7 protein-coding genes, 1 rRNA gene and 1 pseudogene are annotated in these 7,806 nt (G+C 44.8%); 8 read left to right on the top strand and 1 reads right to left on the bottom strand.

Annotated elements, in window-relative coordinates; translation table 11 throughout:
- Positions 1–94: ribosomal RNA gene (locus V7K36_RS13415) — 16S ribosomal RNA — on the bottom strand; the annotation flags it as partial.
- Positions 95–920: 826 nt separating this feature from the next.
- On the opposite strand from V7K36_RS13415, the gene rsmA reads away from it, so the two are divergent.
- From rsmA to V7K36_RS13375, 8 genes and pseudogenes are all read left to right on the top strand, one after another.
- A complete protein-coding gene (gene rsmA, locus V7K36_RS13410; RefSeq protein WP_335116404.1) occupies positions 921–1,775 on the top strand; it encodes a 16S rRNA (adenine(1518)-N(6)/adenine(1519)-N(6))-dimethyltransferase RsmA in 855 nt (284 codons plus the stop codon).
- A gap of 100 nt (positions 1,776–1,875) precedes the next feature.
- Entirely contained in the window at positions 1,876–2,829 is a 954-nt protein-coding gene (gene ispE / locus V7K36_RS13405; protein ID WP_335116402.1) for a 4-(cytidine 5'-diphospho)-2-C-methyl-D-erythritol kinase, read from the top strand.
- A gap of 46 nt (positions 2,830–2,875) precedes the next feature.
- A complete protein-coding gene (locus V7K36_RS13400; RefSeq protein ID WP_335116400.1) occupies positions 2,876–3,205 on the top strand; it encodes a DUF3082 domain-containing protein in 330 nt (109 codons plus the stop codon).
- A gap of 36 nt (positions 3,206–3,241) precedes the next feature.
- Positions 3,242–3,409: a hypothetical protein gene (locus tag V7K36_RS13395; RefSeq protein ID WP_335116398.1), complete on the top strand. Its 168-nt coding sequence runs from the start codon at positions 3,242–3,244 to the stop codon at positions 3,407–3,409.
- 3 nt (positions 3,410–3,412) lie between these two features.
- A pseudogene (locus V7K36_RS13390) lies at positions 3,413–4,365 on the top strand (D-2-hydroxyacid dehydrogenase).
- A 150-nt stretch (positions 4,366–4,515) separates the two neighbouring features.
- A complete protein-coding gene (locus tag V7K36_RS13385) occupies positions 4,516–5,388 on the top strand; it encodes an S-methyl-5'-thioadenosine phosphorylase (protein WP_334832861.1) in 873 nt (290 codons plus the stop codon).
- A 260-nt stretch (positions 5,389–5,648) separates the two neighbouring features.
- Positions 5,649–6,116, top strand: a complete 468-nt coding sequence (locus V7K36_RS13380) for a MarR family winged helix-turn-helix transcriptional regulator (RefSeq protein WP_334832863.1) — start codon at positions 5,649–5,651, stop codon at positions 6,114–6,116.
- Between the two features lie 162 nt (positions 6,117–6,278).
- Complete coding sequence (locus V7K36_RS13375) at positions 6,279–7,751, top strand: HlyD family secretion protein (RefSeq protein ID WP_335116396.1); 1,473 nt, start codon at positions 6,279–6,281, stop codon at positions 7,749–7,751.
- The last annotated feature ends 55 nt before the right edge of the window (positions 7,752–7,806 follow it).

Here is a 7,806-nt window from a genome sequence, read left to right as displayed (position 1 = left end):
CCGTCCGCCACTGTGTCCGAAGACACCGTTCGACTTGCATGTGTTAAGCATACCGCCAGCGTTCATCCTGAGCCAGGATCAAACTCTCCGTTTTGTTGTGTTTCGAGTTTGTGGCTCCGAAAAAAATATTTCCCGGAATCCTAGTTATAATTTCGATTATCTTTTTGGGAAATCCCAAAACTAAAATCTTTTGACGAGGATTGGTTTTTTTCTTAAGCTTTCAAAGTATTATGTTTTTTAGGTTCAGCGGTGGTTGGCGTCTGTCGCCTTTCCACTCAACTAGAGTAACTAGTCATCCCCTAGTTTGTCAAGGGGTAAAACTATTTTTTTTCTAAAAGGGCAAATCTCTTGACTGGCATTACTTTCAGGTAATGGGTTAGGCAATAGGAGAGAGGCAAAAACGAAGTGGGTGAACTTTCCTGTCTGAATAATGCACGTTGCTAGTTAGTGTCCATAAATAAGATCATAATTGTTACGCAGCTTGCACTCTAAAACTCTCATCCTACAGTTGGTTGGCGCTTATATCGACATTCGAGTACTCGAAGAGGCTACGCGATCGCTACCATTACATTTGCGGAGCGTTTCGTAGAAAAGATAGGCAGTCTCTTATATGAAGATCCGTTACAGTGAGTCTAGCGCTGTAGACGTATTTCACAAATCATAAGGTAGTAATTTTGTCAAGATTATGAGCAATAAATTTGAGGAAGTGGGAAAAAGAAAAATTACCGCAATGAATCCAGAGATTTAAGTGCGTTGGCGTACTTCTACGGGGAAGCAAGCTCGTAGCATCTGGTACGAGAAGCCTTTGCCGTTGGCATTGCCTCTCTCAGAGAAGACATCGCCATAATAATTGTCTAATCAGATTTTTTAACCAGAATTTTTGATAAAAAGCTAAAAACTAGACTAGGCAAGAAATACAGATGATCCGACCGCGTAAGGTCTTTGCTCAACATTGGCTCAAAAGTGAAAAGGCGCTCGACGCAATTATTCAAGCAGCAGAGTGTAAAGAAAACGATCGCTATCGCATCCTGGAAATTGGGCCTGGAACCGGCATTCTAACTCGTCGTTTATTACCCTTAGTGCAATCTCTGGTTGCAGTTGAAATAGACCGCGACTTATGCGAACTATTGGCAAAGCAACTTGGTAAGACTGAAAATTTTTTACTGCTGCAAGGCGATTTTCTCACTCTGGATTTACCATCTCACCTGGTAGCCTTTCCCAATTTCCAACAGCCAAATAAAGTAATAGCCAATATCCCCTACAACATTACAGGGCCAATCATTGAGAAACTACTGGGTACGATCGCCAATCCTAACCCTGAACCATTTGACTCAATAGTGTTGCTAGTACAAAAAGAAGTCGCAGAAAGGTTGTATGCTAAACCAGGGTCAAAAGCCTTTGGGGCGTTGAGTGTGCGGGTTCAGTATTTAGCTGAGTGTGAGTTAATCTGCACAGTTCCAGCGGCCGCATTCCATCCACCGCCAAAAGTCGATTCAGCAGTGGTGCGATTGCGCCCCCGAAAAATAGAAATACCAGCACTTAACCCCCGACAGTTAGAGAATTTCTTAAAATTGGGGTTTGGTGCCAAGCGCAAAATGTTACGAAATAATTTGCAATCTGTTATAGAACGCGATCGCCTGAGCCACTTACTGGAACAATTAAAAATAAATCCCCAAGCCAGAGCCGAAGACCTCAGCGTTCAGCAATGGGTAATCCTAGCAAATGAGTTAGGAGTTAGCAGAGACGCGATTAATCGCGTCTCTACTGAGGAGTGAGGAATTAAGAGTGAATATGTAGATGATTGCTTTGATTCAAAACCCAAAATTCAACCATTCCCAACTAGCAACCCATAACCCCTAACTTCTAACTTTCAAAATGCGTTCCTACAGCCTAATTGCCCCTGCCAAAATCAACTTATATCTGGAAATCATTGGCGCTCGCCCCGATGGCTATCATGAGTTAGCGATGATACTTCAAAGTATCGGACTTGCAGACCAAATTGATGTGCGTTCCATCAGCACTGACAGCATTCGCGTTCACTGCAACCACCCACAAGTACCGGCAGATACAAGTAATCTGGCATACCGAGCGGCAGAATTAATGGTGAGGCAATTTCCTAAAGCCTTTACCAAATATGGGGGCGTGGAGATTACCATCAACAAGCAGATTCCCATAGCTGCTGGGTTGGCTGGAGGTTCGACGAATGCCGCAGCTGTGTTGGTGGGGATAGATTTACTATGGAAATTGGGATTAACTCAATCAGAATTAGAGGAGTTAGGAGGCACGCTTGGTTCAGATGTACCGTTTTGTGTAGGGGGTGGGACTGCGATCGCAACACGTAGAGGTGAGCAACTTTCTCCTCTACCAAGTTTGGATAGTATATATATAGTGTTGGCAAAATACCGCAGCCTGGAAGTTTCCACCGCTTGGGCATACAAAACCTATAGAGAGCAGTTTGGTAATTCTTATCTTAGAGATAGCGACAACTTGGCAGCCCGTGCCAGTGCAGTTCATTCAGGAGCAATAGTAAAAGCTGTCCTGGATAAAGATGCGGGAGAAATTGCCCAAAAAATGCACAATGATTTGGAGCGCGTGGTATTGCCAGCCTATCCCCAAGTCTTGCAATTGCAAGAAGTGTTTGCAAATCAGCAAGGCGTTTTAGGAACAATGATGTCTGGTTCGGGGCCAACAGTATTTGCTCTTTTTGAATCTCAAGAGCAGGCAGAAGAAGTTAAGTTGCAAGTGAGGGAAGCAATTCTTGATGAAGACTTAGAATTGTTTGTAACTCGGACAATTACACATGGTATTCAGGTGGCATCTTCAGTTTAAATAAGTAGAATTATTCCTAATGCTCCAATCTAAAATCTAAAATGTTATGAATGACCAAAATTTAAGATCACAAACAGATACTAAAGAACAGGTAACAGCAAGTCCGTTACGCTGTTTAACTGGGGCGGTGATTTCGGGAGGAATGGGATTTGCAGCATATTTGTTGATGATTGCGATCGCCACAAATTTTGCTACTAAACCTATCCATTCAATTAATCCATTGGTGGTGAGGATTTCTTCTGCTGTTCGGACTTTGGTCGTTGGTGTAGTTGCTTTGGGAAGCGGAATATTTGGTATAGTGGCAATTGGCTTGTTGGCTTTGGGAGTGCAATTATTAATACAGCAGTTGACCAAAGAAAAAAGTAGTGAAAACTAGTAATTTTGTCAAATTATTTCTTATTTGCCGCATTTCATGTCAGCACCTGCTAAACCCTTCGGCTTAAGAATTATTGGCAGTCGCCGTCATCCCCAAAAACTACCAAATCTTGATAAAGTAATGGGTGATAATGAATGGCGATCGCTCCTGGCGATTAGCTTGCACAATCCAAAATCAAAAATCAAAAATGGAATGGGGGAGTAGCAAATGGTAAAACTAATTTTACCCGATCATCTGATTGCTGATATTGAGCCACACCTACCATCTGGTCTAAATGTTGTGGAGGTGGATAGTGAAGGCAATCTTGATGGTGATGCCAGTGATGCAGAAGTTTATGTCAACGGATTTTACCTGAAAACTTCTACCCTTGATAAAGTACTGACAGCAGCACCCGGACTGCGTTGGCAACAGTCGCCGAGTGCTGGCGTGAATCACATCCTGACGCCAACTTTTTTACAAAAGGACATTATCCTCACTAATGGGGCAGGTGTTCACGCAATTCCAATTTCCGAATTTGTACTGGCATTCATGCTCTATCACGCTAAGAATCTGCGGAAATTGCAAACTTTGCATGAATGAACACACTTGGGTAAGAGGAGTGTTTCTCGAAGAGTTGGCAGACGCGACTTTATTAATTCTTGGCACAGGAAATATAGGTAAAGCGATCGCATCTCGTGCCAAAGCCTTTGGAGTTCGAGTTTGGGGTAGTCGTCGCCATCCCGAACCCCTACCGAATTTTGACAAGATTGTGGGTGCTGATCAGTGGCGATCGCTCCTCCCCGCAGTAGACTATGTTGTTATTGCTACACCTCTGACTCCAGAGACTAAAGGCTTGATCCATGAAGCTGCATTGCGCTCTATGCGTCAATCTGCTTACCTAATTAATATTGCTCGTGGTGCAATAGTAGATGAAGCCGCATTGCTCACCGCTCTACGTGAGGGATGCATTGCGGGTGCTGGATTAGATACGGTTGCAACCGAACCTCTGCCGCCGGAAAGCCCCTTATGGTTGCTACCGAATGCCTTAATCACAACCCCATTGTTCAGCCCTTTCGCCACGTCTGAGAGAGCGCATAGCACAACTGTTTATCGACAATCTCAAACGCTACCAAACCGGTCAGCCCTTGCGGAATGTCGTTGACAAACAAGCAGGATACTGAGCAATTCAAAGATTGGGCTTTGGGCAATCAGAAATTTGATTGCTAAAAATTATCGCTAGAATAACTGGGTGAGTTTATTTTCTGCCTTTTCTGCTAGTCCCCTTTTCGATAAAATAACTTAGCAGATCAGCAAGGAACAGGTTTGGAATCATGGCTCAAGCTAGTGTTGGGATTATTGGTGGTAGCGGTCTATATAAAATGGACGCGCTCCAAGATGTCGAAGAGGTGCAAGTCCAGACCCCCTTTGGTTCACCATCTGATGCTTTGATTCTGGGGACTTTGGATACTACACGGGTAGCTTTTTTGGCGCGTCATGGTCGCAATCACACGCTTTTACCCTCTGAGTTACCGTTTCGCGCTAATATCTATGCGATGAAGCAATTGGGTGTGAAGTATTTAATCTCAGCTAGTGCTGTGGGTTCCTTGAAAGCAGAGGCGAAACCACTGGATATGGTAGTGCCAGATCAGTTTATTGATCGGACAAAAAATCGGATTTCAACGTTTTTTGGTGAGGGAATTGTTGCTCACATTGCCTTTGGTGATCCGATTTGTAAAAATTTAGCTGTTGTGTTGGCAGATGCGATCGCATCTCTGAATTTACCTGAAGTTACTCTTCATCGTGGCGGTACTTATGTGTGCATGGAAGGACCAGCTTTTTCCACTAAGGCAGAATCGAATCTTTACCGCAGTTGGGGTGCAACAATCATTGGCATGACGAATTTACCAGAGGCGAAGTTGGCAAGGGAAGCCGAAATTGCTTATGCAACTTTAGCGCTGGTGACAGATTACGATTGTTGGCATCCAGACCATGACAGTGTGACGGTGGAAATGGTGATTGGTAATTTGCTGCGGAATGCTGTGAATGCTCAAAAGGTGATTCAAGAAACCGTGCGGCGGTTGAGTGAAAATCCCCCACCGAGTGAGGCGCATTCGGCGTTGCAATATGCGATTTTGACTCAGTTAGATAAAGCACCAACGGCGACGAAGGAAAAATTAGGGTTATTGTTGCAGAAGTATTTGTAGTATTGGTATGAATAAGCGATCGCTACGACGGTCATTGAGCTTTGCCGTACCCCTACGGGGAAGCAAGCTACGCGCAGCGTCTCGTAGAGAAGGGTCGAAGTTCGGGCTATGCCTATCCCGGATTTCTCACCAGATTTGAAAAAAGTACAGTCAAAGAATACCAGTTGATTCAAGTTCTTTCCTAACAGAGATGGAAAGTCACTGTTGCTAAATATAATTAGTCCAGGTAAGATAATATTACGCATACTAAGTATTTTAAAATGATTTCTACATCTAATCACTCCCCAGCTTTAGAGTCGTGGCAGCAAAATCTGGCACCATACAATTTAGGCTACAGAATCAAATTAGTCTCACAACTGCTCAGTCGCAAGTTTACTGAGAGGCTAGAACCGTTTGGACTTACGCCATTTCACTGGCTAGTGTTGTGCTGTTTGTGGCAAGAAGATGGTTTACCTACTTCTAGTATTGGGGACAAACTCAAACAAGTGGGAGGGACTTTAACAGGCGTACTAGATCGGATGGAAGAACGCGGCTTGGTGCGTCGAGAACGCGACACCCACGATCGCCGCATCTGGCGGATCTGGCTCACAGATGCAGGTAAGGAACTAGAAGCTGTCTTACCCCCAATCGCCGCAGCTGTACGTGATCAAGCAATGGACGGTATTTCTTTTGCTGACCGAGAATTGTTTTCCCAAATCTTGAATCGGGCGATCGCTAACCTCTCCTAAAGATTATCCCACAATCACCCGACCGGGTGAGGCACTGTAAAGATATGTTTTGGCATAATATTACGCATACTAAGGAAATAAAGATTTTTTTCAGAAAATATTACGCATTCTAAATAAACGACTATCAATCAAATTATTGAACGAACAAGGAAGTCAACAATCATGGGCGCGAATACTTTGAACGGACGCAACGGACACAAGACCCCAATTTTAGAAAAAGAAGTGATTCCTGATTTAGAGAGTTTAGAAGCTTTGACAGCAGAGACATCCGCAACAGCAGAAGCACCCGTTGTAACTCCTGAGATCGAGAAAGAAGTTCCAGCGAAACCGAAGCGGAAAAAACCGAATGGTTTAATTTTGGCAGGATTAGGTGTGGGTGCGATCGCCGCAGGTACTTTTGGTTATCACTACTGGCAATACGCCTCCACCCACCAGGAAACAGACAACGCCACCGTTGCAGGAAACATTCACCAAGTTAGTAGCCGCATTCCCGGAACTGTGAGTCAGGTGCTTGTGAATGATAACCAACTGGTGCAACCGGGACAATTGCTAGTCAAGTTAGATCCACGGGACTATGAAAGTAAGGTACAACAAGCAGCAGCCGCTCTAGAAAATGCGCGTGGCCAGGCCCAAGCCGCCCAAGCAAATATTGCCTTAACTTCACAAACGACCAGTGGTAAGACAAGTCAAGCGCAGGGGGATGTCAGTGGTGCGGTAGCAGCAATTTCCACAGCACAAGCAGCAGTACAAGAAGCCCAAGCTGGGATACCGGCGGCGCAAGCTGAAGTCAGACTAGCCCAAGCGGGGATTCCCGCCGCCCAAGCGCAGGTAGCGCAAGCAAATGCGAATTTGGAAAAAGCTCAAACAGATTACAATCGTTACAACCAGTTGTATAAAACAGGTGCGATCGCTCGTCAGCAACTAGACGCAGCCAAGGCAACTTATGATGTGGCTACGGCACAAAAAAACGCCGTTATTCAGGGAGTAGAACAAGCCCAAGCTAAATTAGCTTCCGCGAAAGTTGGTGTTGCCAAAGCTCAGTCTCAATTAGCACAGGCGCAAGAAAATGTTACCAACGCCCAAGCTAAATTGGCAGCATCCAAGGGAGGATTGCAACAAGCTACCGCCGGCGGACAAGATACAACAGTAAAACGTAGTCAATACGATGCGGCAAAAGCGGCGATCGCGCAATCAGAAGCATCGCTCAAAGATGCACAATTGCAACTATCTTACGCCAACGTTACCGCCCCCAGTGCCGGACGAGTCGGGAGGAAAAACGTGGAAATTGGCAACCGAGTCCAATCGGGAACACCATTAATGGCGATCGTGGATAACAACTATTGGGTAGTTGCGAACTTCAAAGAAACTCAATTAGAAAAGATGCGCCCAGGAGAAGCAGTAGAAATCAAGCTGGATAGTTTCCCTCATCACAGCTTTATTGGTCGTGTTGACAGTATTTCGCCAGCTTCCGGCGCTCAGTTTGCCTTATTGCCACCGGATAATGCTACTGGTAACTTTACTAAAGTTGTCCAACGCATCCCAGTAAAAGTAGTTTTCGACCAAAAGAGCATTCAAGGGTACGAATCGCGGATTACTCCGGGGATGTCTGCGGAAGTGGCGGTGGAAGTCAAGTAATACCAAATTGCTTGCAAAGAGATGAAAAACCTCTTTCTAACTGTGATATGTTTCT

Source organism: Nostoc sp. (assembly GCF_036919555.1).
GTDB lineage: Bacteria > Cyanobacteriota > Cyanobacteriia > Cyanobacteriales > Nostocaceae > Nostoc.
Note: the sequence above shows the minus strand (reverse complement) of the source record. Positions and strands in the feature narration are given on the sequence as shown.